This is a genomic window from Clostridium bowmanii (assembly GCF_018861315.1).
GTDB classification, from domain to species: Bacteria; Bacillota; Clostridia; order Clostridiales; family Clostridiaceae; genus Clostridium_AD; species Clostridium_AD bowmanii.
Genome location: NZ_JAHLDL010000011.1, coordinates 88,602 through 115,319, shown reverse-complemented (window position 1 = coordinate 115,319; position 26,718 = coordinate 88,602). Strand labels below are relative to the sequence as shown.

Below are 26,718 nucleotides of genomic sequence, written 5' to 3'. Positions count from 1 at the left end.
CTAGAATTAATGTTTAAAATTTGGGGGGGATTATTTTAAAATATGGGATTTAGATTGGACACAACTGCCCACCTTTAGATATAGGAGCAGTTGGTATACGAATAGGATGAAAAATCTGGAGATTCAATCCAGGTTTTTTTTACTTTAAGAATATTTTTTATCTTAATAGTTCAGAATAGGAAAGTACCTATAGATAGACTCACGACTATTAAGGCAATTAATAATTGTTTTATAGCACATTGAATTACAAGGAGGAGTTATGAAAGTTGGTGTTCCAAAAGGCTTATTGTATTATAAATACTACCCTTTTATAGAGAGATTTTTAATTGAATTAGATGCAGAAGTAATTACATCTAGAGATACAAATAACAACATCCTAAATGCAGGGGTTAAATACTGCGTAGACGAGGCTTGTTTGCCTATTAAGATATTCCATGGACATATAATAGACATAAAAGATAAATGTGATTTATTAATAATACCTAGAATTATGAGGGTACACCCGCGTGAATTTATTTGCCCAAAATTTTGTGGACTTCCAGAAATGATAATAAATAGCATACCCAATATGCCAAAGGTAATAATAGAACCAATATATGCAACAAATGAGAATGAATTATATAATTGGTGCAAAAAACTTGGAAAAATGATTACTAAAGATAAGAGAAAGATAAAAGGTGCGTTTACCAAAGCTTTAGAAGAACAGAGAAATTTCAAATTTGGTATTAAGGATGAAGGTTATAAAAAAAATATTGCGCTAGTGGGTCATCCATATAATCTTTACGATACTTTCATTAATATGAATATACTTAAAAAACTAAACAAACTGGGAGTTGGGGTTATAACAGAAGAATATATGGAGGAAGAGAAAATTAACTTAGAAGTAGAAACTCTTTTTAAAAGACCATTTTGGACTTTTGCTAGAAATTCATATGGATTTACTACTGCCATAGCAAAAAATAATGAAATAGATGGGGCAATATATATATCGTCCTTTGCCTGCGGAATAGACTCTGTGGTCCTAGAACTTATTAAAGAAAAAATTGGGGATTTTCCTCTGCTCGTTTTAAAAGTTGATGAACATACTGGTGAAGGCGGTTTAGATACGAGGATTGAGGCTTTTATTGATATGATCGAAAGGAAAAATAATAATGAAGATAACATTTCCACATTTAGGAAACACACATCTTGCAGCTAAAGCACTATTTGATGGACTTGGAATAGAATGTATAATTCCACCATTTAGTAGCAGTGAGACACTAGAACTAGGGTCAAAGTTTTCTCCAGAAGAAATGTGCCTGCCTTATAAAATCATGATAGGTAATTATTTGCAAAGCATAGAAATGGGAGCAGATACTATAGTTATCCCTGGAAGTTGTGGGCCTTGTAGATTCGGTGAGTACTGTGAATTACAGATTAATGCACTAAAGAAAATAGGACATGATTTGAATTTTATTGTAATTGATAATCCTTTTGATATAGGTAAAGAAGAATTGTTGAATCGTCTATCTAAGATTTCAGATAATAGTACAAAAGGTAAAATTCAAAAGTTAAAAGCATTAAAGCAATCTTATAATGTAATTAAACTAATAGAAAAAATTGAAGCTGACGCACATTATTTAACAGGATTTGAAGTTGAAAAGGGACAATTTATGAGACTTTTAAAAGAATGTAAGATTAATGCTGCAAAGGCAATTACACCATCACAAATGGTGAATATCCTAAAAGAATACAGGCAGAAAATTAAAGAGGTTCCTATTAATAAGCATAAGTCACCAGTGAAAATCGCAATTATAGGCGAGATATATACCGTAATAGAACCTTTTTCTAATCTTTATATAGAAGATAAGCTTATGGATTATGGTGTATCAACTAAAAGAATGCTTACTCCTAGTTGGTGGATTAAAGATGCTGCACTTAGTCCACTTAAGCTTAACTCCATTGGCATAAGAATGGCTTCTAGAGAGTATCTTCCACATTATATTGGTGGGCACGGCAGAGAATGTATAGGAGAAGTGTTACTTGCAGAGAAAGATAATTTTGATGGAGCAATTCAAATTTTCCCTATGGGATGTATGCCAGAAATTGTATCAAAAGCTATTTTGCCTGCTATTTCAAATGATAAAGATTTTCCAATAATGACTTTAGTAGTAGATGAAATGACTGGAGAGGCTGGATATATTACTAGGATAGAAGCATTTGTAGATATGCTAGAAAGGAAGAAAAACAATGTATTATATGGGAGTTGATGTAGGATCTGTAAGTACTAATATTGTACTATTAGATAATACTTTAAAGGTTATTGAAAAATTATATTTAAGAACAAAAGGGAAGCCTATAAAGGCAATTCAATATGGACTCGAAATTTTAAGCCAGCAATATGATAGTCATCAAATAATCTCAGTAGGGACTACAGGTAGTGGAAGGCAGATGGCTTCTTTTTTAATAGGTGCTGATATAGTAAAAAATGAAATTACTGCTCATGCTGTAGCAGCTCTGGAAATTGACAAAGAGGTGTGTACAATACTAGAAATTGGAGGGCAAGATTCAAAGATAATATTACTGAAGAATGGTATAGTTACGGATTTTGCAATGAATACGGTATGTGCTGCAGGTACAGGTTCCTTTCTTGATAGGCAGGCAGAAAGACTAGAGATACCTATTGAAAAATTTGGAGAGTATGCCTTAAAGTCAAAATCACCTGTAAGAATAGCAGGAAGATGTGCTGTCTTTGCGGAATCTGACATGATACATAAGCAACAGCTTGGATATAAGGAAGAAGATATAATAGGCGGTCTTTGTGAAGCTATGGTAAGAAATTATCTTAGTAATGTAGGAAAAGGAAAAGAAATTCGTACAAAAGTGTTTTTCCAAGGAGGGGTTGCAGCTAATAGGGGCATAAAAACAGCTTTTGAGAGTGCACTGGGGATTGAGATATTTGTTCCAGAGCACCATGATGTAATGGGAGCTATAGGAGCCGCAATACTTGGGAAGGAAGAATCTATGAAAACTGGAAAAACTAATTTTAAAGGTTTTGAAGTGGCGAAAAATGATTTTGTACCTAGAAGTATTGAGTGCAAAGATTGTGGTAATAATTGCGAAGTAATTGCAATAAAAGATGGAGAAAAAACGGTAGGCTGCTTTGGAGATCGGTGTGGAAAATGGAGTAGTAAGATGGTGATATAGGATTTAAAGTCTTTATTTTTGTTAAAGCTTAAAGAATAATTAAACTCTAAGTATATTACCAACACAAAATTTTAATAGAGATAAAAAGCATGCTAGAAGATAACTATATAAATTATCTGTTGGCATGCTTTTGTTAATATCATATTAAATATCAAAATTAACATCAAATAAAGAATACATCATGTCAAATTCTTTTATTTCTTCAACAGATAATTGAATAGCAACAACACCTACTGATTTCACTAGCTTTCTTTTTCGTATACCCTTGTTTTTCCTTTTTAACATTTTTATCGCTCCCTTCTATTTTTCATCTGGTATTTTAATATTTAAAATACCTTTTTTAAGTTTTTCTTAAATAATAAAATTAGCTTTATCCCAAACCTAAGGAGTAAATGTAATCTGGATAAAAAGTATGCTTAAACTATATGTCATTAAAGCGACATGGACAGGGCCTATCTATAAACAAAGTATAATATTAAAAGCGACATAATTCAAGTAGTTTTTAATAAGTTTGAATATTATGAATATTTAAATAATTCCATAGCCCTTTGATTGCAACAGTTTGGTGGTGTTAAAAAGATAACAAAATTGTTAAAAATTTAACTCAACAAGTCAATTAATTGGTTTTATTAGAGCTTTAATAGAATTGTTACTAAATGATTGAGTCTCAACATTGGTATTTTGATAAACATAAACTGTCATTTTAAACATTAAAATTTACGATTTTTTACCTTCTGAAAAATCAATAATATATTATTACCTTTATAAGAAAAATGGATTCCAATATAAAAAGCTTATGCAGCTATGAATATATTATGACTTATATTAAAAATTAGTAGCAAAAACCTATTAATGTATTATGATAATATTATAAAGTTCGATTTGGAAGGATTGATTAAAACGAAAAAGAGAATTCAGGGCATTGTTATTGGTTGTATAATGTCAACTATATTAACCGCAACAGTTGCATATGCAACTGTTGGAAAAAAGACAGCAGAGATTTTTTATAACAACATCAAGATTTTTGTTAACGGAGCAGAAATTACTACTAAAGATGCAAATGGTAAGGTTGTTGAACCGTTTACGATGAATGGTAATGTTTATTTACCTATAAAAGCAGTGGGAAAAGCATTTGATAAAGATGTAGCTTGGGATAGTAAAAAAGCAATTGTTTATTTAGGTAAAAAAGATCAAAATCAGCCTGATAATTATTTGGATAGAATACAATATAGTGATTATTTGCCAGGAAGTCAAGAAAATTCAATTCATAACATAAAAGGCACTGTAACTGATTATGTTGGAAATGATTATCATAATGGATATCTGTTTACTGGGCGCGTATTTAATATTCAAACCGTAGAGATACCAATTAATATGCAGTATACAACGTTAAAAGGCAAGTTTTCTCAAATTGAGAAGGCCGAAATTATTGGAAAAAAAGGAACGGTAGATAATTACGGCAAAAGGAGATTGCTTGCTGAAATCTATACGGATGAGGTTCTCGTATATAAAACACCTCTTAGTAGTCAAAGTGCAACCTTTTCATTTGAAGTAAGAATAAAAAATGCAGCAAAACTTACTATAAAGATTCGTCCGGAAGAAGAGGGGAATGTTAGTGGTTCAGATGTTTGGGTAGCTCTAACCGACCTTGCTTTATATAAGTAGCGAGCAGTAAGTGCCTACTATCTCAAATGGGACTACACATCATATATTCGCTGTAGTCCCATTTGAGATTAGTACCTTTCTCTTGGCTTATTCCTCCATTAAAGGTAAACAAACGATAATTGTAGTTCCTACATTTATTTTGCTTTTTATAGTTACACATAGTTATTTCCATAAAGGGGTTTAATCCTATCATCCACAGCTTTAATTCCTATGCCTGTAAAATGTTTATGTTTAGAAGTGGGGGAAGAATATAGATTTTGTAGCTGAGATTCTCCTATGCCAGTATCTAATATGTTTTGAATAAATTTTTTCATTTTTTGTAACTATATTGATATACTTAAATAATCATTTTGAGGTATAATTGATTAATAAAAGAACAAACCATACCTTGGACATATTAATTGCTAGTATTAATTTAGAGGGGTAGTATTTAGTTTTTGAAATGGATAAGAAGGGGTGCAATTATGGAAACTGAGGTAGCAAAGTCAACAATAAGTCCAATGAAAAAGCATAAGAAAATTGTTTTAGGTATTATAATTTCTATTAGTACTTTGATTATTATATACTTTGGGATGGCAATATATTTCATGAATCATTTTTATTTTGGCTCTGAAATAAATAGCATTAGTGTTTCTGGTAAAATTGTGGGGGATGTAAATGAACAAATGGCATCTGAGATTCAAAAATATCAGTTAAACATAAAAGAACGAGGCGGTATAAACGAGCAAATCAGAGGGGAAGACATTGGTTTAAAGTATGATATGAGTGGTGAATTTAAGGAGTTTAAAGATAAACAGAATCCTTTTAAGTGGATTTCGGCAGTTTTTAATATAAAAGATTCTAAAATGATAGCAGGAGTTAAATATGATAAAAATCTATTGAAGGAGAAAGTGGACAAGCTCTCTTGTTTTGATAGCAGTAAGGCAATTGAACCTAAAAATGCTAGCTATAAGTATACAGATAATGGTTATGTCATTGTGGATGAAGTCATAGGAAACATGGGCAGTAAAGACACTTTATATGATTCTGTGTTAGATGCAGTGAGCAAGGGCGAAACAACAATAGATTTGGAGACAATTAATTACTATGTTAAGCCACAATATACTTCGAAATCTCCAAAGGTTCTTGCCACAAGAGACATGCTTAACAAATATGTATCTTCAAAGATTACTTATACTTTTGGAAAAGATAAAGAAGTTTTAGATGGTTCTAAAATAAACAAGTGGTTTACAGTTGATGAGAATAGTGAAGTAACATTTAATGAAAGTGAAGTTCAAATTTATATGGATGTACTTGCTAGTGAATATAATTCAGTTGCTAAGACGAGAAGTTTTGTTTCATCATCAGGAAAGGTAATTAATATTGGCGGTGGTACTTATGGCTGGGCAATTAATAAGGTTAAAGAAATCCAAGATGTAATTTCTACCATTAAGGAAGGAAAATCTATAGAAAAAGAACCTGCATATTATCAAACTGCATTATATCATGGTAAGGATGATATTGGAAATACCTATGTAGAAATAGATCTTTCAGGGCAACACCTATGGTTTTATAAAAATGGAACACTGATAACACAAGGGGATGTTGTCACAGGTAATGATGGATCTGATAAGACTAGAACACCGATGGGCATTTATCAGATCAATTATAAGGAAAGAAATGCAACACTTAAAGGTGAAGGTTACGCTTCTCCTGTGCATTATTGGTTGCCTTTTAATGGAGGAATAGGAATCCATGATGCAAGCTGGCGAGATAAGTTTGGGGGAGTGCTGTATAAGGCAGGCGGATCCCATGGCTGTGTAAATTCACCATACAATGTAGCGAAAACAGTATATGAAAATATAGAGGCAGGTACTCCAGTTGTTTGTTATTAATAGTAGATAAATATATTGTCAAAAGTAACCCCATATCATTTGATATGGGGTTTGAATTTTATACCAAGTTGCAGTTGCCTAAGTTTTCAATGAAATCTTTCAAACATTGGGATAAATATTTATTTTTATGATATATAACACTAAAATTTCTTTTGAACTCAACATTATTTATTTTTACTATTTTTAAGATATCTGCGGAAACTTCATTTTTAATAAGCCGCTCTGAAATAACGGAAAGCCCATGTCCTGCTATTACTGCTTGTTTTATTGAATCTGAATTATTGCATACCCATTTTTCCTGTATAATAAATCCAGCATATTTCATAAGATTTTCAAAAAGCTCACGAGTGCCACTTCCCTTTTCTCTTAAAATAAAAGGTTGGTTATTAAGTTCAGATAATTCCACTTTATTTCTATTTACAAAAGGGTTAGTCTTATTGCATATAAGTACTAGTTTATCTTTAATAACGGGTATGCATATTATTTCTTTACTTTTTATTTCACCTTCTACAATACCAATATCCAATTCATTAGTTAAAATTTTTGATTCTATTATACTGGTATTATTAATGAGAATTTGAGTTTGTATAGTTGGATATTTAGTATTAAAGCAATTTATTATATCACTCATTACACATGTTCCCACTGTAATAGTTCCACCTATTTTTAATAGTGTATTAGATTTATTTTTAATGTTTTCTTCCATTTCATCAAAAAGAGTTACAATATGTCTTGCATAACTCAAAAGTTGCTTTCCTTGCTCTGTTATATAAAGTTTTTTTGAAAGCCTTTCGAAAAGCTTAATATCATAAAAATTTTCAAGCTGTGAAATAGCCTGGCTTACGGAGGGTTGGGAAATATAAAGATGTTTAGCCGCAAGACTCATGCTATTACAATCTACTACTTTAATAAAAATTGTAAGAAGACGAATAGTCATATTGATCACTCCGATTCATAAGTACATAGGTATATACCTATGGATATAATAAGATTATAATATTTTACAATAGATTTTTCAAGTGTTAAACTAAAGTCAAATCATGTTAGGGGGAAATATTGTGAATAAAATTAGTGAAGTAGAAATAAGAAGAGTTAAGGGTATGGGGTTTTTAGCAAATAATGATGGTGTACATTTTTCAGCCAGAATTATTACTGAAAATGGTGTTCTGAGTTCGAGGCAACTTGTAAATGTTAGTGAAGCTTCCGAAAAATATGGAAACGGAACAATTGCATTTACAGTAAGGCTTACATTGGAAATACCTGGAATAGAATTTGAAAATATTGAAGCAGTAAGAGAATATATAGCTAAAGAAGAAATGATAACTGGTGGTACAGGACCAAAAGTTAGGCCTGTTGTCTCTTGCAAAGGAACAGTATGTACATTTGGACTTTTTGATACACAAGCTATGGCAAAAGAAATACATAAAAACTTTTTCGAAAAATACAATAATGTTATTCTTCCACATAAGTTTAAAATAGCAGTAGGTGGGTGCCCTAATAATTGTGTTAAGCCTGATTTAAATGATTTTGGAGTTATAGGACAATTGATACCTAAGTATAATACTGACAAATGTGTAAAGTGTAAGAAATGTTTAGTTGAAAGTACATGTCCTATGGGGGCTGCTAAATTTATTGAAGGAACCCTTAGCATTGACAAAGAAATTTGTAATAATTGTGGACGTTGCATTGATAAATGTCATTTTGATGCAATGGAACAAGGTATGCATGGTTATAAAATCTATATTGGTGGTAGATGGGGAAAATCAATTCGTCATGGATCTATTATCAATAAAATCTTCACAAAAGAAGAAATTATGAGTATTCTTTTAAAAACAATTCTATTTTTTAAAGATAATGCTTTTAAAGGAGAACGGTTTGGAAGTGTCATTGATAGGTTAGGGTTTGAATATGTTGAAGCAGAAATACTAAGCGATGAAATTTTAAAAAGGAAAGATGAAATATTGAATTTACCTATTAGGATCAAAAGGGAACAAGCATAAAATAATGATAAAGTTTTTTCTCCTAAAAATACTGATGTTAGAGAAATCTAGCTTTAGTTTTTTAGATTACCCTATATTTTAGAAGATTCAGGCTTACTAGCTTTATATTTAGTTTTAAAATCAAAAATATAAACATATTATAAAGTAGCTATTATGTTTAAATTTTTGACGAGAGGTATAAATCGGTATGAAGAATGTTGATATAAAAAAGCTTTTTAATAGCAAGGGCACAGGAAATGTTATTATTTTCACAACTTCAATTTTACTAATATATTTACTTGTTTCCTTATACTTTTCTAAGTATTCTTTTTTTAATACTGTAATAAATGGTGTAGATGTGTCATTAAAAGCACATGGAGACATAGAGGATATAATTAGAAATCATGTTAAAGATTATAGGTTACAGTTAGTAGAAAGAAATGGGCAAATAGAAGAAATAATAGGGCGAGATATAGGAATGGAGTACAATGAAAAAAATAGTATTGATAAAGTTTATCCCAGGCAAAGGTCCTTTAATTGGATGATTTCATTATTTATGGATCAAAAATATTATGTTGACGATTTATTTGTTTACAATAAAGATAATTTATTATATAAGATAAATGGATTAAATTGTTTAAATACAGATATTATAGAACCTAAAAATGTAAGCTTTAAGTATGCAAATGGTTCCTATAAAATCATTGAAGAAGTGTATGGAAATAAAATAATTAAAGATGAATTATATGAAGATATAAAAATCAGCATATTAAAGGGAGTAAAAAAATTAGATTTAAATGAAAACCACTGCTATAAAAATCCAAGCTACACTTTATGTTCTGATAAAACACTTGTTACTAAAAATTTACTAGATGATTATGTGAAAGCAAAAGTCACTTATAAATTCGGGTGTAAAAAAGAAATATTGGATGGAAATACAATAAGTGAGTGGCTAACTGTCGATAAAGATTTAGAAACAGTCATAAACGAAATTTCAGTTATGAAATATGTTAAAGAATTGAGTAGAAAATATGATACCGTTGGAATAGCAAGAACTTTTAAAACCTCTATGGGAAAAATAGTAGAAGTTAGCGGTGGGCTTTATGGATGGGAAATTAATCGTAAGGCTGAAACAGAAGCATTATTAAAAAATATAAAACTTGGTAATGTATTTGAAAAAGAACCTATATATACTAGTAAGGCTTTATACAGGGAGGAAAATGAAATAGGAGATACTTACGTAGAGGTTAATATAACAAGGCAGCATTTATGGTATTATAAAAACGGAAAGCTTATGGCACAAGGTTCTGTAGTGACAGGTAATCCCAATAGAGGACATTCTACTGTCCTTGGAACTTATATGCTTAATTATAAACAAAAGGGGGCAACATTAACTGGACCTGGTTATGAAGCTCCAGTAACTTATTGGATGCCTTTTTTCGGGAATATAGGAATACATGATGCAAGCTGGAGATATTCTTTCGGAGGAGAGATATATAAGAGAAGAGGAAGCCATGGATGCATAAATGCTCCAATATATTTAGCTAAAACAATTTTTGATAATATAAAAGAGGGGACTCCAATTATTTGCTATGAAGAATAAAGAGTGTTCCCAGAAAGCTTATTACTCCGAGGGGTATAAAAATATTCAATGCTTTGAAAATACTTAATTAAAAGTAACAATTAATGATAAACAAATAAAGGAAAAGAATGTCTGGTGAGCTCAGATGGTCTTTTCCTTTATTGGTTTATATAGTAATTAAAAAATATACACTTAGCAGTCTTATTTAGATCCCTTATTGATTAGATTGCTTAATAATTCGCTATGGCGAAGTTCATCCGAGGCAATATTCTTTATGTGATTAGCAGCATCATCTAATCCAATATCACGTACATGACTGGCAAACTGATTTAACATTTCATAAGCATTTTTCTCGCCAGGTGCATACTTCTTTATCACCTCAAAAATATCTTCATTAGTGTGTCCATTAAGAACGGCATATAGACCAGCATGGCGCGCTTCATCTAAAGAAATTTTTAGAAGCACTTCTGCAATTTCATCAAGACCTCTTTCCTTAGCTAAATAAGCTAACCCAGCATACATTCCTGCTCCTTGCTCTTCAGCTTTCCTATTTCTATCTATTTGTTCTTCAAATTTTGTACCCTTTGTTACTCGTAAATACTCATAAAATACCTCCTTGTATAATCTAATATTTTTATTGGATTAATGTAAATTTTTTCAATGCATTATTCACTATTATTACAGTTCTAAAATATTTATAATAATAATAGAGTATTTAGCTTGCAATTTATTGTCGATAATAATATATTAGTACTACTAACATTAGCGGCGGTAGATAGACGAAAAGGAATTAAAGAGTAATATAATTTTTCCAAAAGGAGAGCCGCTTCCAGAAGAAGTACTATTATTAAATATGCACCGATTGCATTAGCAGAGCCAGATAATTATGAGGCACGTGCCAATCTGATGTGGATATCATCTTGGGCAATTAACGGATATATTAATGGTGGAAAAAGTCAGGCATGGAGCTGCCATCCGATGGAACATGAGCTATCTGCAATTTATGATATTATTCATGGCTTAGGGCTTGCTATTTTAACACCACATTGGATGGAGTACACATTAGATGAAACAACAGTCTCAAAATTCTATCAGTTTGGTACCAATGTATTTGGAATGGATAATAGAATGGAGCCTATGGAAGTTGCAAAGAGGAGCATTGGCCTTGTAAAAGATTTCTTATTTACTAAATTAGGTTTAAAGAAACACATTTACAGAAATTGGTATCGATGAAACTAATTTTGAAGTGATGGCGAAAAAGGCATGTATGGGTGGAGTTCTATCAGCATTTAAACCATTGAATCAGCAAGATATTGAAAATATATTTAGAATGTGCCTTTAATATACTAATTAAGTTGATGTAGCTAGACTTGTTTTTACGCAAATCTAGCTATATTCAATTCACATAGCTCATAAGAGGTTACTAAATGTAGGTTTATTTATTATTATAAGTTATCCCAATTTGAAGTATTCTCTATGCCATTAACAGTAGTTAGTTCATGGTCATTAATAGGAATAACTATGCATTTTTGGCCATTAATTATTTGAGATTTTATTTGAGATATTTTTTCGGGTTTTACTTGAAGTATAACATCATAATGAGGAGTAACAATATTATCTTCGGAAAATGCATCTGGAACTTTCTCTAAATTAGTTTCTGAAGTTTCTTCTAAATCAGTTGCACAGGCTTCATCTAAAACCACCCCAGTATCATCGTTAACTTCTGTAGACAGGTGAGTTTCCTTATCTATAGTATTATCTTGTTTAACTAGATCAAGTCTAGCTTGAAGTATTTCTACTTGTTTGTGAAGGTGTTCTTCTTTTTTTCTTTGCACATTTGCCTTGAGGGACTTTGCGTCAATTAAATGTTTTGCTAAAGGAATATCATCACCAAAGTTTTCTACATAGGAGTTTTCAATCATAGTAGTAATTTCTGGCGGAACTTCACTTTCTATTAAAAGGTTTTGTATATCCTTCTTTGTTAAGCTTATAGGTTCACAATCTGTATCATCATTTAGAGCATTGTATTCTTCTATCATAGTGCTTAGATTTTCTTGTATGTCCATAAAAATTTTATCAGCTTTGATTTCATCTAAGCTAAAAGTATCTTTAATAATTGATTGGAATGTTTCCTTTTGCACCGTAGCAGTTTGTTTTGAAGTACAACCTAAAGCATTTTCCATTAATTCAGGATGCGTATCCTTTGCATTTTTGGTGTAATACATAATAGAGTTAACATCGCAGCTACGATCAATAAAAGCAGGAAACACAAAGCCATTAGTGGGGGACTCAACTACCCAATCTCTAATACGTGCTTTTATTTCATTTTGCTCTTCAAAGTATCTAAGACCAGGCTCTGAAAGTGAAACTGGACATATTGTACATAATACATATTCATATACTTCTTCAGATTCATCTATCTTTATATTATCTTTGGTTTTAGCAATAACATCATAAGCATCATGAAAAAAGAGAATTAAAAAGTTACCAGTGTAATCATAATTAGCTATAATCAAATCATAAAGATTATCGAGAACAGCATCATCTTTTAATTGACTGTTTTTAAGCTGCATAAGTGAAATTTGTCTTTCATTTATAAAATCTTCATTGGTTTCAAAGTTAAGTTCTAAAATATTATTTCCAATAGCTCCAGACAGTACTTTTTTAGCGATTTCTAAGTATTTAAAGTATTCCTCCTCATCTAAATTTAGAAAGCTTTCTCTAAATTTTAAAACAGTATGTTTTTCTCCATTTACATAGCATCCACACATTTTAGTGAAGGTGCATTGGTCTTTTTTTAAACGTCTTTTTAACTCAAGTATATCTTTTTTTCTCATATATAATCTCCTCTATTTATAGACAAACCATACTTAATTTATAACTTAAGTGGTTTGTCTTTAGTATTTTTTATTTGTAGTTATAATTAATATATTATCGTTATTAATTATAGTATTTTTTTTTCATTAAATAAAGGGTTTATATATTAATCTATGTTTTACTAAGATAATTAGTTTATAGTGAGCTATATTACAAATTTGTGCGGAAAGCCCACCCCTTCAGGTGTGGGATTTGGGGCGTTTTTAGTGAAAAAACAAGGGTGGGGAGTATATGAACATTAATAATTTCGAAAAACATGTGAAATGTTTTATAAAGATAATGAAATACTCTCATCACTGCTGAGAGAAATTAGGTGTTGATTCTAAGACAATTAGAGGATGAGATAAGAAAGATTATTGGAGGCATTATGCATTAACCAACAATGTTGACGCACTGCGGCAAAAATTATAGTTAAGAGTGTGCATACTCTAGTAAGAAAGAAGGTTTAAAAATGAAAAAATTATTTACTATAAAACTTGCAAAAATTATAAAAATAAAACATGAAGATAAAAAATTAACACAAGACCAACTATGCGAAATTACTGGGTTAAACCGGTTAATGATAGGGCGTATAGAACGTCAAAATTTTATTCCTTCCATTATTCAGCTTCAATCTTTGGTTAGCACACTAGAATTTGAAATCACTGATATGTTTGTTGATAAATAAACACAACTTCTTAAAAGGCAGCAATGCCTTTTTTAATTTTACAATTAATGAATATGATAGGAATCGTTAGTAAGTACAAGTTATTCACTTGTTATTCCAACTTATATAAAAGTTTCAGACCTTTCACCTAAAAATGTATGTAAAAAGTTTAAAGAAATTAATTAATCTAGATCTGTCAAAAGTTTCTTCCAACTTTTAATATTACAAGATTAATAAAGAAAAAAATTCAATCAAAGAAGTATACATTTCTTTTTAATTTCCAAATTTAAATTTAATCTGTCCCATTCTGTTTTAACCTACCTTAAACTAAAAGCAGACAAAAGACGGACAAAACAAAGAAGAGAGCATTTAGAAATATTCTTCCTAAGTGCTCTTAACTCTTTAAACAACTGGTGCCGGAGGCGGGAATCGAACCCGCACGGTTGTTACACCTTCGGATTTTGAGTCCGACGCGTCTGCCAGTTCCACCACTTCGGCATGCCTGACAAAAATTATTTTAACATATATTTATAATTAATGCAATAGTTATAGTATGTTTTTATTTAAAAAAATTTGTGCTTGCCATCTTAAGTTATTCACAGCACTAATCCGCTATGTAATAATTCCAATATTTAATTTCATACAAACAATTGAAAGTACTCATGAAAATATAGTATTATATGAGGTGTCAAAGTAAATACTAGCTTAAAAAGTAAATACTAATTTTCAAGAAACTTAAAATTATACATAGCTAAATAACAGGGGGGACATAATGAAGAGGATACTAGATACTATTATAGAAAAGAATAGACACTTTACAAAGGAAGGTGCGGTTGCATCTTATATACCAGAACTTTTGAAAGCAGATGGAGAAGCTCTAGGTATTTGCGTAACTACTCTGGATGGCGAAGAATTTTTTGCAGGGGATTATGAGACGAAATTTACAATACAAAGCATATCAAAGGTTATAACACTTATGCTTGCCATAATCGATAATGGAGTGGATTATGTGTTTACTAAAATAGGAATGGAGCCAACAGAAGCTGGCTTTAATTCTATAATAAATTTGGAGAAAAATATCGACCAAAGACCTATAAATCCAATGATAAATGCTGGAGCAATTGCGATAGTTTCATTAATCACAGGTGATACTGCAGAGGAAAAGTTTAATAGAATTTTAAAGTTTACAAGAAAAATTACAGGTAATCCTGATATTAATATCAATGAAGGGGTTTATACCTCTGAAAAAGCTACTGGGGATAGAAATAGATCACTCGCCTACTTCATGAAGAGCACTGGGGTTATCGAGGGTGACGTGGAAGATGTTTTAGACGTATACTTTAAGCAGTGTTCTATGGAGGTCAATTGTAGGGATATAGCAAGAATAGGAGCTATGCTTGCTAATTCCGGTGTAATAATTTCTAGAAACGAAAGAGTTTTATCAAGAGAAGCTACTAGAATAATTAAAACTATAATGGTGACATGTGGTATGTATGATGGTTCGGGTGATTTTGCAGTACATATAGGAATACCAGCAAAAAGCGGTGTGGGTGGGGGTATAATGGCAGCGGTGCCTAGAAGAATGGGTGTTGGAGTAATTGGACCCTCTTTGGATGTAAAAGGTAATAGTATTGGGGGTATAAAGGTTTTGGAAGAATTGTCTAGGAAATTAGATTTAAGCATATTTTAAAAATAAATTAAGGCAGCTATTTTTGTGAATTTATAAGATCTAGAAAATTTTCTGGATCTTTTCTTTTTTTAAAAGAAATTTATGAACTAAAGAGCAAGTTTGATAGTTTTTGGGGTATATTATTGATATAATACATTATGAAATGTTATAATTATATAAATGCTAAAATACTATAGTAAATGTAAGTTAAAGCACAACTAGGAATGGAGAATTTAAATTGCAAAGTTTTTTGAGGGAAGGAGTTTCATAAAGGAGTCCTCAACGTATAATATATAAAATTATAAACACAGTAGAAAGAAGGAATTTACATGGCTAAGAAAAGGTTATTGATTTTAGACGGTCATAGTCTTATGTACAGAGCTTTTTATGCATTACCAGCTCTAACAAATTCAGATGGAATATATACCAATGCAGTATATGGGTTTACAAGTATGTTATTAAAGATGAAAGAGGAGTTTAAGCCAGATTATATTGTTACAACCTTTGATAGAAAAACCCCCACTTTTCGTCATGAAGAATATAAAGATTATAAAGCAGGTAGAAAGAAAATGCCTGATGAGCTTATTGGTCAGTTTTCTATAGTTAGGGAACTTTTAGACAAGATGGCTATAGATATTTTTGAACTAGATGGATTTGAAGCAGATGATTTAATAGGAACACTATCTGTCATTGGAGAAAAAGAAGGACTAGAAGTTTTTATAGTAACAGGTGATAGAGATGCACTTCAGCTTGCTACAGATAATGTTAAAGTTGTAATAAACAAAAAGGGAATGTCAGAAAAAGAAATATATGATAGAAATCGTATAATTGAGGATTTTGGAGTAACCCCTACTGAATTTATAGATGTAAAGGGCTTAATGGGTGATGCCTCAGATAATATTCCAGGTGTGCCAGGAGTTGGTGAAAAAACTGCTTATAAGCTTATTAAAGAATATAAGAGTATAGAAAATGTTCTTATGAATATTGATAAAATTAGTGGCAAAAAGCTTGTGGAAAACTTAACAACATACAGTGAACAGGCTATTTTTAGTAAAAAATTAGCTACTATTATTACTGCTGTGCCTATGGAAATAGATTTAGACTCAATTAAATCAAAAGAGAATTATGATGTGCGGGCTGTTAAAGATTTATTCTACAAATTACAATTTAAATCACTAATAAGTAAAATACCTGATGATGAAGATTCGATTGAAGAAATATTTTCTGCAGAGTTTACAGTAATAGATAATTTGCCTGCACTTAAAGAGCTTATGCTAGATATTAAAGATACAGTATTTATAATTTTTGATATTATAAATACTAACGTGTTTTCTAAAATCAGTGTTGAAAACATATATCTGAGTTATAAGGAAAAGAACTATTGTATTAAGGTAAGTGACTTATTTAATGAAGATGAGGAAAAAACTATAAGTTATTTGAAACCTATGCTTGAGAATAATGATCTTAAAAAAGTAAGCCATTCTGTAAAAAACGCATACACAGCTCTTAATAAAAAGGGGATTGTGTTACAAGGAATAAAATTTGATACAGAACTTGCTGCTTATTTGATTAGTTCAGCCCAAAGTGAATATAGCTTAGAAACTCTTATAGATGCATTTCTTAGGATTAGTATTACGGGTGAGGGCGATGAAAAAGAGATTAATAAAGTAGCATTATTAAAAAATCTTTATGGGATATTAGAAAAGAAGATTGAAGAGTACAAAATGGAACAACTTTTATATGAGGTGGAGCAACCATTAACAGAAGCGATATCTTACATGGAGGCAGAAGGGTTTACAATAGACAAGGATAGACTCACAGAAATAGGTAAAAAATTTGCAATAGAAATAGATGAGATGGAAACCGCTATCTATGAATTAGCTGGAGAAAAATTCAACATAAAATCTCCAAAACAATTAGGAAAGATATTATTTGAAAAGTTAGACTTACCTGTAATAAAGAAAACTAAAACAGGATATTCAACTAATGCGGAGGTTCTAGAGGCACTAGCGGATAAACATCCTATTATCGCAGAAGTTACGCGCTATAGAGGGCTAACAAAGATTTTTTCTACTTATATTGAAGGACTACAAGCAGCTATTGATACAGATTGTAGAATACATTCAAGCTTTACTCAGACGGTCACAACAACAGGAAGACTATCAAGTACAGAACCTAATTTGCAAAATATTCCTATAAAAAATGAGATGGGTAGAGCTATAAGAAAAGTATTTATACCACACAATGACCAGTGTGTTATTTTATCTGCGGATTATTCACAGATAGAGCTTAGAGTGCTGGCTCACATATCTGGGGATGAAAACTTAATTCAAGCTTTCATTGACCATAGTGATATTCATACAAAAACTGCTTCAGAGGTATTTAAGGTACCTATAGAAGAAGTTACAAAACTTATGAGAAGTAATGCTAAAGCTGTAAATTTTGGAATAGTATATGGTATTGGGGAATTTAGCTTAGCAAAGGATATAAATGTATCTAGAAAAGAAGCTAAAATTTATATAGATACCTATTTTGATAGATATCCAAAAGTTAGAAAATACATGGAAGATATAGTAGTTGAAGCAGAAAAAGATAATTATGTTACTACTATTTTTAATAGAAGAAGAGCTATTCCTGAAATAAATTCTTCAAATAAAATTGTGCAATCCTTTGGAAAACGACTTGCTATGAATACACCTATACAGGGAAGTGCAGCAGATATTATTAAGCTAGCTATGGTAAACGTCTTTGATAAATTAAAGCAAAAGGGATTAAAAAGTACTTTAATACTTCAAGTACACGATGAATTAATATTAAATGTGTATAAGGATGAGGTTAAACAGGTAGAGGCTTTGGTTAAAGAGCATATGGAGAATGTTATTAAGCTTTCAGTTCCTCTAGAAGTAGAAATAAGTATTGGAGAAACTTGGTATGAGGCTAAGTAAGTGAGAGTTTAGCATTAAATATTGAGAGGTATACTCATAACTCTCAGCTATAAAAAAATGGGGGGGATAAGAAGATGCTAAAGGTAGGTATAACAGGGGGTATTGGTAGTGGCAAGAGCACTGTAACTAATATGCTTAGAGATAAGTGCTATCCCATTATTGATGCGGATATTGTAGCAAGGCAGGTTTTTATAATAAACCCTCAGGTGCTACTTCAAATTAAAGATGAATTTGGTTGTGAGTTTTTTGATGCAGAGGGTAAACTTAAGAGGAAAGAATTTGGTAAATACATATTTAAGAGTAATACTCGCAGGGAAAGGCTAGAGCACATAATTATGCCCTTTATAATAAGAGAAATATTTCAAAGAATACAAGCTTTAGAAGAAGATAATTGTAAATTGTGTTTTCTGGATGCTCCTACTTTAATAGAGAACAATTTACATACTAGTATGGATATAACTATATTAGTATGGGTAAATAGTGATGTTCAAATACAGAGGACTATGCTTCGTGATGCTATAGAAATAGACGAAACAATGGATAAAATAAGAGCTCAAATGCCAATGGATGAAAAAAAGAAGTTTGCAGACTTTATTATTGATAATGGAGGAAGCATTGAAAACACAAAGGCACAACTAGACTTAATTATTATGCAATTAGAAAGGTTGAATGTGAAGATATGAAGTTCAAAACACTTATAAAAATCCTAAGCTTAATTCTTTTGTTTGTTATAATGATTAACTTTAAAAGTATTTTTAAATATTTTTATCCAATAAAATATGAAGCAAATATAGTTAAGTACTCCCAAAGGTATGAGGTGGATCCATGTCTGATTGCAGCTGTAATTAAAGCAGAAAGTAATTTTGATGGAAATGCTGTGTCCAATAGAGGTGCCTATGGGCTCATGCAGATAATGCCTGATACAGGAATTTGGATTGCTAATAATATGGAGTTAAAAGGCTATAAGGTAGAAAAATTATATGATAGCGAAATTAATATTGCTATGGGATGTTGGTATATTAATAATTTAAATACTGAATTTAATGGTGATATAAACTTGGTGCTAGCAGCTTACAATGGTGGTAGGGGAAATGTTCAAAAGTGGCTTAAAGATGAAAAATACTCTGATGATGGAAAAAAATTAAATAACATTCCGTTTGAAGAAACAGATAAATATGTAAAGAAAGTAAAGACAAATTATAATATTTATTTAAAATTATATGGTGATAAATTAAAGACAAGCGGACAAAATAATTAACATAATTGCTGTTATTTTTACAGATAATTAGTTAAAAACATATAAAAATATTGACAATATATACTATACTAATATATAATAAATCTTGTAGTCATAAGCAGTGTAAATATATGACTATAAGATTTTACCCTTGTATTAAAAATAATGCTTGCGAGAGTGGCGGAATGGCAGACGCGCATGTTTAAGGGACATGTGGGAGACCGTACGGGTTCAAGTCCCGTCTTTCGCACCAAAAAGACTAGTGGTATCAATACTTTTAGAGTATTGGTACTTTTTTATTTGTATAATTAGTAAAACGTACGACACATCTATATGGATTAAAGCCATATAGATGTGTCGTACGTTTTTTTGAAAGACCTTGACCTCACTTTCATGGCTTCAGCCATGGTTAAGGCAACTTGCTTATGTTAATCTTTAGAGGTGAAATGGAAGGTAAAAATACACCAAAATTCATCTTTAAAGTTGTATAGAAAGAAAACATAACAAAATGAGCAGGAAATGAATTTTAAAAAGAAATGTGGAAAAACTAAAATCTGAAAGAGGTGTTGTTTATGAAAATATCTTCAAAAAACAAAAAAAATGATCCTAATGAAAAACAGCAAAAAACTGAAAACAAAGAACAAAATCCCGTTACTATGAACGGTGATAGTAACATGAGTAAACCTGTAAGGAGCCTTAAGTAACAAGCCCTGTCAATTACCCTAATGCAATACTGGTTTACACCCAAAGTAATAAAGAGGATTTGATTGCATCCTCTTTATTACGGAAACATCATTTGAGTAAGCTCTAGTTATTCCAAACTTATTTTGCTCATTAATGATACGGTAAAGAAAGTGTATATTACGTAAACTTCATTTGAGTAAGCTTTAGTAATTCTTAACTAATTTTATAAAAGGTACGTTAAGAAAAGTGCATGTTTGAGCGACAGCGAGTTTGCACTTTTTAGTATCTTTTATAAAATCAGCTTATAATTATTTAGTGTAGCGAAATGAAGTTGTAGTAATATACACTTTCTTTTATTTTTAAAAAGTTAGTATCAAAACACTGTCTCTAGCATAAATTGGTAATGTGTTAGTAATATGGGAATAGGGAGGAAAATGATGAATCTAGAGGACAGAAACATTGAGGATATAGACATGCAGGAAGAATATGAAATGATCCCATTCGAACCTATGATGTATGGATATGGGCAAATGAATATGAACCCCAATATGAATATGAACAACAATATGGATATGAATACTAATATGGGTATGAATCCAAATATGGGAATGAACCCTAATATGGAAATGAACCCAGGCATGGGAATGTATCCTTGTATGGGTATGAATCCATGGATGGGGATGAGCCAATTTAACGAAGGTATGCCTATGAATACCTTTAATCCAATGGGTATGTTGTATGGCGATGTAATGAATGATCTTGAGGATGAAGATTCAAGACAATTAGATAAGTACGATGATAAGGATTATTATAAAAATGGATATAACAATCCAAATAAATTCAATCCAAAATATAATGATGTTGATTCCATTGTAAGAAGGATTGAAAGGTATAATCCTGCAATATTCAGGCTTTTAACTAGGTGTGGTATGTCTTATGTAGAAGCGAGGGTCATAGTTAGAAGAATTGTAAGATTGACACTTATGTACAGTGAAGAATAAAAAATAGTCAGCATTTAACATAAGGTTTATTGTGTGAATCATAAAAATCATTCAGTTATTTTATAACCCTATAAAAAATTATAGGGTTATATTGATTTATAATCGATTTTAAGTATATTTCATAAATTTGTAGTAATATATACTTTTTTATAGAAGGAAATTGAAGAGTAACGTAGAATTTAATCATTGAACAGATATTTTAAAAGTAACAAAGAATTTAATTATTCAAGAGGTGTAAATATGTTTAATATAGATATTGTGTTTGATGATGTTAGCATCCTGAGTGTAGAGAAAGAAGACATCTTTCATATCGAGAGTTGGATTAATAGACAGCAAGTTTTTAATGTAGAGGCTGGTAAGAATTATGCTATTAAGGATTTCTATGAAAGGTATTTAGAATATTACGTAAGCGAAGGGGAGTATTTTCTTAAAATTTTATGTGACAGTGAACTTATAGGAATTATTAAAGGCAGGATTGAATTTAAAAATCCAAATGAAGTGTGGATTATGTGTTATTTAATAGAATTTAGATTATATGATGATGATATATCTACTAAAATTATAAATGAATTCGTAAAACATTTATATAAAAATTATGGAATATGTAACTTTTATACTTTTGTTTCAGCTAAGAATCATGATATGTTGAAATTATGGAAAAACAATAATTTTGAGATAAGTAGGGTGACAAGTAACTTTTTAGAGATAGATAGTGAGGACACGGATATATTGATTTTAAAAAAAGAATTCAGTATGAACAAGATTTAATACTGGTTACATATACTAGTATGACAAAGCCAAAGCTATTACAAATCAAGGTATGCTGGCGCAAGAAGAATATTTAATCCGACATTCTTTGTCGGATTTTTTTATTTGCAGATTCTTAATAATTATTTCCATTTTTTTATTCTAAAAACAGTTTTTAAATAATAATATTTTAAATGAAGATGTAATAAGTTGGGGGATGTTAAAGTGAGATATACTAGATATAATTATAAACCACCCAGAAAGAAAAATAATTTTATGTTTGTTATCATATTAATTATAATAGCAGCAATTACACTAGGGACTATTCTTTCTAAATTATTGCCTAAAAATATTGCCAATACAGCTACAGAGGATAGTACCACGAAAACAGATTTAGAAAAAGATAGTGTAGGTGTTTCTAAGTCAGTTTCTGTAAGCAATATTAAAGATTATGTAGCAATACAATGTGGCAATTTTGGTAGTAAGGAAAATGCTTTGATTTTGAAAAATAGTTTAATGAAGTTTGGCACACCCTTTATTATTGAAGAAAACAATTCAAAAAAAGTTTTGTTCGGCATTTATCCTAAAGAAAATATTGATGTTATTACTAAACAACTTCAGGTAAATAAAATAGAATTTGTTAAAGTTAAATTTCAATTAATTGCTAAGGACTCAACAAGTGCGCAAACAAATGAAATGATAAGTGCGGACATTAAAATATTGAACAGTCTTTCAGAAAAAGATACTAAGGCAATTGATACAGTAGAATTTAAAAAATGGTTGCTAGCTTTACAAGGGGCAGATGAAAAAAGCGCAAGTTATTCCAGTATGACCGAGATAAAAACATATTTAACAGCTTTGCCTGCTGTGGTAAAAAAGGAAAAAGCTGAAGAAGGATATATATATATATATAAATTTATAAAGAAAATATCAGCTTTATAAATCTACAACCTTATTTGTAAACAAATTGTAATGAATTTTACTTAAATATGATGTAAAATAGAATGAAAAACAATAATACAAATAGATTAAATACATCTATTTGTATATTTTTTTAAGCAAAATATTTAGTTGGGATGGTTGGAATTTGATGGATAGTAATTATAAACTTTTCTTGAATAATACATTATACACTTGTTAATGAATTTATTAAATGTTAAAATGTATAAGATATATAAGTAAAGTGGGGTGTACGATTTGAAAAGTGCAGAAAAAAGAAGTTCGTATTTTATTTTTTTTATATTGATAGGAGCTATTTCTGGAAGTCTTATAGGTGAACTGTTAGGAAATAACATAGGCGCACTAAAATTTTTAAAGAGTACATATACCATAGGTATGACTAATCCTATGCTTATAGATCTGAAAGTGTTAGCAATAACTTTCGGTATAAATTTTAATATTAATATAATGTCTATTATAGGCATTGTTTTGGCAATAATATTATATAGAAAATATTAGGGGTGATGTAGTGGATATTATTTTAGCTTCTGCTTCGGTGCGAAGAGCGGAACTTTTAAAAAAGATAACTAGTAATTTTAAGATAAAGGTAAGTGAGTTTGAAGAGAGTAACATACCGTTTTCTGGAAATTGTGGGGACTATGTTATGAACTTAGCAAGAGGGAAGGCTATGGATATTTGCAGTAGTGTGAAAAAACCAGCTGCTATAATAGGGTGTGATACTATTGTTTATTTTAAGGGTGAAGTGCTTGGAAAACCTAAAGATAGTGAGGAAGCTTTTCAAATGCTTAGGAATTTGAGTGACAATACCCATGAGGTATATACTGGTATTGCTGTAATAAACACAGAAACTCAAAAGATTTCGACAGAATATGTTTGTACAGAAGTAAAATTTTCAAAACTCTCTGATGATGAAATAAACAAATACATTGAAACGGGAGAGCCTTTTGATAAAGCTGGAGCTTATGGAATACAAGGAGCAGCATCTATATTTGTGGAAGAATTAAAGGGTTGCTACTATAGTGTTGTGGGGTTACCAGTAAACAAATTGTATCTTATGTTAAGGGAGATGGGGGTCAATCTATAAAGGAGTTGTTTTATGGGTATGACTTACAAGATCATGGATTTGCCTCAAAATGAAAGACCAAGAGAAAAATTATTAAGGTACGGTGCTGAAACACTATCGAATAATGAACTATTAGCTATAATACTTAGAATAGGATCGAAAAACGAAAATATTATAAGCCTTTGTGGTAGAATAATTTCTGAGTGTGGCGGACTAAATGGCCTTTTAAATTCAAGTGCAGAAGAGTTTATGAATTTAAAGGGTATTGGAAATGCTAAAGCAACGCAACTTTTAGCTCTTACAGAAATTTCAAAAAGATTTAGAAGTTTTAAATCTGGAGAAGAGTACAAAATTACCTCTCCAAAAGATGTTGCAGAGTATCTTATGGAGGAAATGAGATATTTAAAAAAAGAATATCTTAAATTAGTTATGCTAAATACAAAAAATGTTATCATAAGCATAAAGGATATTTCAATTGGTAATTTAAATACTTCAATAGTTCATCCAAGAGAAGTTTTTTATGAAGCTATAAAAAAATGTAGTGCTTCCGTGGTTATTTGTCACAACCATCCTTCAGGAGATCCAACTCCTAGTAAGGAAGACATAAGCATTACTATAAGACTTAAAGAGTGTGGTAAATTGCTAGGAATAGAAGTGCTTGATCATATAATTATTGGTAATGGAACTTATACTAGCTTAAAAGAAAAAGGAATGCTTTAGATACGAAAGGAGAAATTATAATGGGAATATTCGGAACGTCTCGTGACATGGGAATAGATTTAGGAACAGCAAATACATTAATTTATATGAAGGGGAAAGGAATTGTACTAAGGGAACCTTCTGTTGTAGCTATAAATATAAATACAAATAAGGTTTTAGCCGTCGGTGAAGAGGCTAAACAAATGATAGGTAGAACTCCAGGTAACATTGTTGCCATTAGACCTATGCAAGATGGAGTAATTGCAGATTTTGATATTACTGAAAAAATGCTTAGGCACTTTATAAGTAAAGTTAGTTCAAAAGGATTTACAAGTCCAAGAATCGTAGTTGGATTTCCATCTGGTGTAACTGAAGTTGAAAAGAGAGCAATAGAGGAAGCAAGTAAAAGAGCAGGGGCAAGAGAAGCATACTTAATGGAAGAACCAATGGCAGCAGCTATTGGAGCTGGACTTCCTGTAAATGAACCAACTGGAAGTATGGTAGTGGACATTGGAGGCGGAACTACAGAGGTTGCAATAATTTCACTGGGTGGAATTGTAACAAGCAAGTCTCTAAGAGTGGCAGGAGATAAATTAGATCAGGCAATAATAGCCTTTGTTAAAAAGCAGTACAGTCTTATGATAGGCGAGAGAACTGCAGAAAATATTAAAATTCAGCTTGGATCAGCTTTTGTATTAGAGGATGATGATATAAACATGCCAATAGTAGGAAGAGATTTAATATCAGGGCTTCCAAAAATTATAGAAATAACGCAAAAGGAAGTAAGAGAAGCACTCAGTGAACCAATACAAGCAATAATTGAGGCAATAATAACAACACTTGAAAAAACCCCACCAGAGCTTGCATCAGATATAATGGAAAAAGGAATTATGTTAACTGGAGGCGGCGCACTATTAAAGGGATTAGATACACTTATAAACCGTGAAACTCATATGCCAGTACATATAGCAGAAAACCCACTTGATTGTGTGGCGATAGGAGCAGGGAAAGCTCTCGTTAATATAGACGTTATGAGTAAAAGAAGATAGATGAGATTTTTAAAGAATAAGCTGGCAGTAGTTATTATAATACTGTCAGTTACATTTTTATCCATAATAGGATATAGTGCGAATAGAGAAAAAATGTCTTTTGCTGAGAATGGTGTTGGCATAACTATAAATTCAGTGCAGGGCATATTTTATAATGGGTTTTCTAAAATAAGAAATTCTTTTAAATTTATCACAAACTTTTCAGATGTTAAAAAAGAGAATGAAGAACTACGAAAGACTAATAATGAGTTAAAAACAAAAGCATTAGAATATGATACAGCGCTAAAAGAGAATATAAGATTAAGAAAAATGTATGATTTTTCAAAACAAACAACTAAATATAATTACATAGGTGCTGACATAAAAGGATTAAGCGGAAATAGTTTCTCAGATGGTTTTATAATAAATAAAGGTACAAAGGATGGCATAAAGAGACGGATGATAGCTATGACTGGATATGGGCTTGTAGGGCAGGTTACTTCTGTAGGCAACAATACGGCTATAGTTCAATCACTATCTAATGAAAATATTGCAGTGGCAGGACTGGTCCAAAAAACAAGGGATAATAATGGCATTGTTAAAGGCTATAAAGATGAGAAGAATAAAATGCTTGCAGAAATTCAAGGCCTTTCCTTAGATTCAACTATTAAAAAAGGTGACATAATAGTTACATCTGGCCTGGGTAGAATGTATCCAGCTGGAATTAGAATAGGAAATGTGCTAAGTGTTCAAGAGGATAAAGGGCAAGTAATGAAAAGTGCTATTATAGAGCCATATGTTGATTTTTCCAAAATTGAAGAGGTTTTTATTGTGGTGCCAAAAGATATTCAGGATAATAATGAAATAAAATATTAG

At 30.9% G+C, this 26,718-nt stretch carries 26 protein-coding genes and 2 tRNA genes; 23 read left to right on the top strand and 5 right to left on the bottom strand.

What is annotated here, in order from left to right; translation table 11 throughout:
* The first annotated feature begins 259 nt into the window (after positions 1-259).
* The 3 genes from KPL51_RS09525 to KPL51_RS09515 are packed head-to-tail and all read left to right on the top strand — an operon-like array spanning position 260 to position 3,186.
* On the top strand, positions 260-1,198 hold the full coding sequence (locus KPL51_RS09525; RefSeq protein WP_216160087.1) for an acyl-CoA dehydratase activase-related protein: 939 nt from the start codon (positions 260-262) through the stop codon (positions 1,196-1,198).
* Positions 1,152-2,249: an acyl-CoA dehydratase activase-related protein gene (locus KPL51_RS09520; RefSeq protein ID WP_216160084.1), complete on the top strand. Its 1,098-nt coding sequence runs from the start codon at positions 1,152-1,154 to the stop codon at positions 2,247-2,249. Before KPL51_RS09525 ends, KPL51_RS09520 begins: the two co-directional genes overlap by 47 nt.
* A complete protein-coding gene (locus KPL51_RS09515; RefSeq protein WP_216160082.1) occupies positions 2,230-3,186 on the top strand; it encodes an acyl-CoA dehydratase activase in 957 nt (318 codons plus the stop codon). The genes KPL51_RS09520 and KPL51_RS09515 overlap by 20 nt, the downstream gene beginning before the upstream one ends.
* Before the next feature lie 144 nt (positions 3,187-3,330).
* On the opposite strand, the gene KPL51_RS09510 is transcribed toward KPL51_RS09515, so the two are convergent.
* Positions 3,331-3,471 (bottom strand): hypothetical protein, encoded by a 141-nt coding sequence (locus tag KPL51_RS09510; protein ID WP_216160079.1) that lies wholly within the window; start codon positions 3,469-3,471, stop codon positions 3,331-3,333.
* A gap of 606 nt (positions 3,472-4,077) precedes the next feature.
* Between KPL51_RS09510 and KPL51_RS09505 the strand changes: the two genes are divergently transcribed.
* Both KPL51_RS09505 and KPL51_RS09500 read left to right on the top strand, forming a co-directional pair.
* Entirely contained in the window at positions 4,078-4,851 is a 774-nt protein-coding gene (locus KPL51_RS09505) for a stalk domain-containing protein (protein ID WP_216160076.1), read from the top strand.
* A 464-nt stretch (positions 4,852-5,315) separates the two neighbouring features.
* On the top strand, positions 5,316-6,725 hold the full coding sequence (locus KPL51_RS09500) for a L,D-transpeptidase family protein (RefSeq protein WP_224854014.1): 1,410 nt from the start codon (positions 5,316-5,318) through the stop codon (positions 6,723-6,725).
* A 58-nt stretch (positions 6,726-6,783) separates the two neighbouring features.
* Here the strand turns inward: KPL51_RS09500 and KPL51_RS09495 are convergent, their stop codons facing one another.
* Positions 6,784-7,662, bottom strand: coding sequence for a LysR family transcriptional regulator (locus KPL51_RS09495; RefSeq protein WP_216160073.1), 879 nt, complete (start codon positions 7,660-7,662; stop codon positions 6,784-6,786).
* A gap of 121 nt (positions 7,663-7,783) precedes the next feature.
* Here KPL51_RS09495 and KPL51_RS09490 point away from each other — a divergent pair, with 121 nt between their 5' ends.
* Positions 7,784-8,725, top strand: coding sequence for a ferredoxin-like domain-containing protein (locus KPL51_RS09490; protein WP_224854011.1), 942 nt, complete (start codon positions 7,784-7,786; stop codon positions 8,723-8,725).
* Between the two features lie 187 nt (positions 8,726-8,912).
* Entirely contained in the window at positions 8,913-10,307 is a 1,395-nt protein-coding gene (locus tag KPL51_RS09485; RefSeq protein WP_216160066.1) for a L,D-transpeptidase family protein, read from the top strand.
* Between the two features lie 180 nt (positions 10,308-10,487).
* Here KPL51_RS09485 and KPL51_RS09480 read toward each other — a convergent pair whose 3' ends face one another.
* A complete protein-coding gene (locus KPL51_RS09480) occupies positions 10,488-10,847 on the bottom strand; it encodes a ferritin family protein (RefSeq protein ID WP_224854031.1) in 360 nt (119 codons plus the stop codon).
* Positions 10,848-11,129: 282 nt separating this feature from the next.
* Between KPL51_RS09480 and KPL51_RS09475 the strand changes: the two genes are divergently transcribed.
* Positions 11,130-11,519: a dehydroquinate synthase/iron-containing alcohol dehydrogenase family protein gene (locus KPL51_RS09475; RefSeq protein WP_224854027.1), complete on the top strand. Its 390-nt coding sequence runs from the start codon at positions 11,130-11,132 to the stop codon at positions 11,517-11,519.
* 212 nt (positions 11,520-11,731) lie between these two features.
* Here KPL51_RS09475 and KPL51_RS09470 read toward each other — a convergent pair whose 3' ends face one another.
* The gene (locus KPL51_RS09470; RefSeq protein ID WP_216160060.1) at positions 11,732-13,123 is read right to left on the bottom strand and encodes a DUF4317 domain-containing protein; all 1,392 of its coding nucleotides are present in this window, start codon (positions 13,121-13,123) and stop codon (positions 11,732-11,734) included.
* Between the two features lie 491 nt (positions 13,124-13,614).
* Between KPL51_RS09470 and KPL51_RS09465 the strand changes: the two genes are divergently transcribed.
* Positions 13,615-13,830 (top strand): helix-turn-helix domain-containing protein, encoded by a 216-nt coding sequence (locus KPL51_RS09465; protein ID WP_216160057.1) that lies wholly within the window; start codon positions 13,615-13,617, stop codon positions 13,828-13,830.
* 390 nt (positions 13,831-14,220) lie between these two features.
* Here KPL51_RS09465 and KPL51_RS09460 read toward each other — a convergent pair.
* Positions 14,221-14,307, bottom strand: a tRNA-Leu gene (locus KPL51_RS09460).
* Between the two features lie 274 nt (positions 14,308-14,581).
* On the opposite strand from KPL51_RS09460, the gene glsA reads away from it, so the two are divergent.
* The 14 genes from glsA (at position 14,582) to mreC (ending at position 26,718) form a co-directional block, all read left to right on the top strand.
* Positions 14,582-15,499 (top strand): glutaminase A, encoded by a 918-nt coding sequence (glsA, locus tag KPL51_RS09455; protein ID WP_216160054.1) that lies wholly within the window; start codon positions 14,582-14,584, stop codon positions 15,497-15,499.
* A 308-nt stretch (positions 15,500-15,807) separates the two neighbouring features.
* Complete coding sequence (gene polA, locus KPL51_RS09450) at positions 15,808-18,423, top strand: DNA polymerase I (protein WP_216160051.1); 2,616 nt, start codon at positions 15,808-15,810, stop codon at positions 18,421-18,423.
* A 74-nt stretch (positions 18,424-18,497) separates the two neighbouring features.
* The gene (gene coaE / locus KPL51_RS09445; protein ID WP_216160049.1) at positions 18,498-19,106 is read left to right on the top strand and encodes a dephospho-CoA kinase; all 609 of its coding nucleotides are present in this window, start codon (positions 18,498-18,500) and stop codon (positions 19,104-19,106) included.
* Positions 19,103-19,681, top strand: coding sequence for a lytic transglycosylase domain-containing protein (locus KPL51_RS09440; RefSeq protein ID WP_216160046.1), 579 nt, complete (start codon positions 19,103-19,105; stop codon positions 19,679-19,681). Before coaE ends, KPL51_RS09440 begins: the two co-directional genes overlap by 4 nt.
* 150 nt (positions 19,682-19,831) lie before the next feature.
* Positions 19,832-19,913 (top strand) — tRNA-Leu (locus KPL51_RS09435).
* A gap of 319 nt (positions 19,914-20,232) precedes the next feature.
* On the top strand, positions 20,233-20,364 hold the full coding sequence (locus KPL51_RS24005) for a hypothetical protein (RefSeq protein ID WP_263628332.1): 132 nt from the start codon (positions 20,233-20,235) through the stop codon (positions 20,362-20,364).
* A 417-nt stretch (positions 20,365-20,781) separates the two neighbouring features.
* Entirely contained in the window at positions 20,782-21,345 is a 564-nt protein-coding gene (locus KPL51_RS09430) for a hypothetical protein (RefSeq protein ID WP_216160043.1), read from the top strand.
* Between the two features lie 240 nt (positions 21,346-21,585).
* Positions 21,586-22,113, top strand: a complete 528-nt coding sequence (locus KPL51_RS09425) for a GNAT family N-acetyltransferase (protein WP_216160040.1) — start codon at positions 21,586-21,588, stop codon at positions 22,111-22,113.
* A 204-nt stretch (positions 22,114-22,317) separates the two neighbouring features.
* The gene (locus KPL51_RS09420; RefSeq protein WP_216160037.1) at positions 22,318-23,034 is read left to right on the top strand and encodes a hypothetical protein; all 717 of its coding nucleotides are present in this window, start codon (positions 22,318-22,320) and stop codon (positions 23,032-23,034) included.
* A 255-nt stretch (positions 23,035-23,289) separates the two neighbouring features.
* A complete protein-coding gene (locus KPL51_RS09415; RefSeq protein WP_216160034.1) occupies positions 23,290-23,550 on the top strand; it encodes a DUF4321 domain-containing protein in 261 nt (86 codons plus the stop codon).
* Between the two features lie 10 nt (positions 23,551-23,560).
* A complete protein-coding gene (locus KPL51_RS09410) occupies positions 23,561-24,136 on the top strand; it encodes a Maf-like protein (protein WP_216160032.1) in 576 nt (191 codons plus the stop codon).
* Between the two features lie 12 nt (positions 24,137-24,148).
* A complete protein-coding gene (gene radC, locus KPL51_RS09405) occupies positions 24,149-24,835 on the top strand; it encodes a RadC family protein (RefSeq protein ID WP_216160028.1) in 687 nt (228 codons plus the stop codon).
* 20 nt (positions 24,836-24,855) lie between these two features.
* Complete coding sequence (locus KPL51_RS09400) at positions 24,856-25,863, top strand: rod shape-determining protein (protein ID WP_216160025.1); 1,008 nt, start codon at positions 24,856-24,858, stop codon at positions 25,861-25,863.
* The gene (mreC, locus tag KPL51_RS09395; protein WP_216160022.1) at positions 25,864-26,718 is read left to right on the top strand and encodes a rod shape-determining protein MreC; all 855 of its coding nucleotides are present in this window, start codon (positions 25,864-25,866) and stop codon (positions 26,716-26,718) included.

What these genes read in the sequence shown, in the direction of transcription:
- KPL51_RS09525 (WP_216160087.1), top strand. Translation starts at nt 260, where the DNA reads ATGAAAGTTGGTGTTCCAAAAGGCTTATTGTATTATAAATACTACCCT.
- KPL51_RS09520 (WP_216160084.1), top strand. Translation starts at nt 1,152, where the DNA reads ATGAAGATAACATTTCCACATTTAGGAAACACACATCTTGCAGCTAAA.
- KPL51_RS09515 (WP_216160082.1), top strand. Translation starts at nt 2,230, where the DNA reads ATGTATTATATGGGAGTTGATGTAGGATCTGTAAGTACTAATATTGTA.
- KPL51_RS09510 (WP_216160079.1), bottom strand. Translation starts at nt 3,471, where the DNA reads ATGTTAAAAAGGAAAAACAAGGGTATACGAAAAAGAAAGCTAGTGAAA.
- KPL51_RS09500 (WP_224854014.1), top strand. Translation starts at nt 5,316, where the DNA reads ATGGAAACTGAGGTAGCAAAGTCAACAATAAGTCCAATGAAAAAGCAT.
- KPL51_RS09495 (WP_216160073.1), bottom strand. Translation starts at nt 7,662, where the DNA reads ATGACTATTCGTCTTCTTACAATTTTTATTAAAGTAGTAGATTGTAAT.
- KPL51_RS09485 (WP_216160066.1), top strand. Translation starts at nt 8,913, where the DNA reads ATGAAGAATGTTGATATAAAAAAGCTTTTTAATAGCAAGGGCACAGGA.
- KPL51_RS09470 (WP_216160060.1), bottom strand. Translation starts at nt 13,123, where the DNA reads ATGAGAAAAAAAGATATACTTGAGTTAAAAAGACGTTTAAAAAAAGAC.
- KPL51_RS09465 (WP_216160057.1), top strand. Translation starts at nt 13,615, where the DNA reads ATGAAAAAATTATTTACTATAAAACTTGCAAAAATTATAAAAATAAAA.
- glsA (WP_216160054.1), top strand. Translation starts at nt 14,582, where the DNA reads ATGAAGAGGATACTAGATACTATTATAGAAAAGAATAGACACTTTACA.
- polA (WP_216160051.1), top strand. Translation starts at nt 15,808, where the DNA reads ATGGCTAAGAAAAGGTTATTGATTTTAGACGGTCATAGTCTTATGTAC.
- coaE (WP_216160049.1), top strand. Translation starts at nt 18,498, where the DNA reads ATGCTAAAGGTAGGTATAACAGGGGGTATTGGTAGTGGCAAGAGCACT.
- KPL51_RS09440 (WP_216160046.1), top strand. Translation starts at nt 19,103, where the DNA reads ATGAAGTTCAAAACACTTATAAAAATCCTAAGCTTAATTCTTTTGTTT.
- KPL51_RS24005 (WP_263628332.1), top strand. Translation starts at nt 20,233, where the DNA reads ATGAAAATATCTTCAAAAAACAAAAAAAATGATCCTAATGAAAAACAG.
- KPL51_RS09430 (WP_216160043.1), top strand. Translation starts at nt 20,782, where the DNA reads ATGAATCTAGAGGACAGAAACATTGAGGATATAGACATGCAGGAAGAA.
- KPL51_RS09425 (WP_216160040.1), top strand. Translation starts at nt 21,586, where the DNA reads ATGTTTAATATAGATATTGTGTTTGATGATGTTAGCATCCTGAGTGTA.
- radC (WP_216160028.1), top strand. Translation starts at nt 24,149, where the DNA reads ATGGGTATGACTTACAAGATCATGGATTTGCCTCAAAATGAAAGACCA.
- KPL51_RS09400 (WP_216160025.1), top strand. Translation starts at nt 24,856, where the DNA reads ATGGGAATATTCGGAACGTCTCGTGACATGGGAATAGATTTAGGAACA.
- mreC (WP_216160022.1), top strand. Translation starts at nt 25,864, where the DNA reads ATGAGATTTTTAAAGAATAAGCTGGCAGTAGTTATTATAATACTGTCA.